This is a genomic window from Paenibacillus sp. 32O-W (assembly GCF_007679495.1).
GTDB lineage: Bacteria > Bacillota > Bacilli > Paenibacillales > NBRC-103111 > Paenibacillus_L > Paenibacillus_L residui.
The window spans coordinates 1-435 of the sequence record NZ_VEGP01000177.1 but is presented as its reverse complement, the minus strand read 5'-3'; the positions used below and the strand labels follow the sequence as shown (position 1 = coordinate 435).

The 435-nt window shown below is 46.9% G+C and carries 1 pseudogene; it reads right to left on the bottom strand.

Going from position 1 to position 435, the window contains the following annotated elements:
• A pseudogene (locus FS806_RS26000) lies at nucleotides 1–377 on the bottom strand (RNA-guided endonuclease InsQ/TnpB family protein); the annotation flags it as partial.
• Nucleotides 378–435: the final 58 nt, after the last annotated feature.

Below are 435 nucleotides of genomic sequence, written 5' to 3'. Positions count from 1 at the left end.
CGCTGCAACCGACGCAAGCGTTTCTCCACCTTTCTTACGGCGGCAGACTTGTTGATGTTCTTGAACACCATTCCGTTGCTGCATACCGCCAATTCCTTAATGCCCACGTCTATACCGATTACCTCGTCCGTCAGTTCGGACTTCTCTTGCTCGTGCCTGATACCAATAGACACATACCAATACTTGCCGTCGAAGGATACTCGCGGATTGCTATATGCTCCTGATTGAGGAATCGGTTCACTGGTTTGGATCCAGCCGATCTTTTCCAGATAGACCGTGTTTCCATCTGCTTTAAATCGGTCATATCTGCTATAAAATGCTGGTTTTGAATGCTTTCTGCTTTTGAACTTCGGTTTCCCGGATTGTCCTTTGAACATCTTCTTGTAGGCATCACATGCGTCTTTGACGGCTTGTTTCGTTGTCTGGGCAGATATA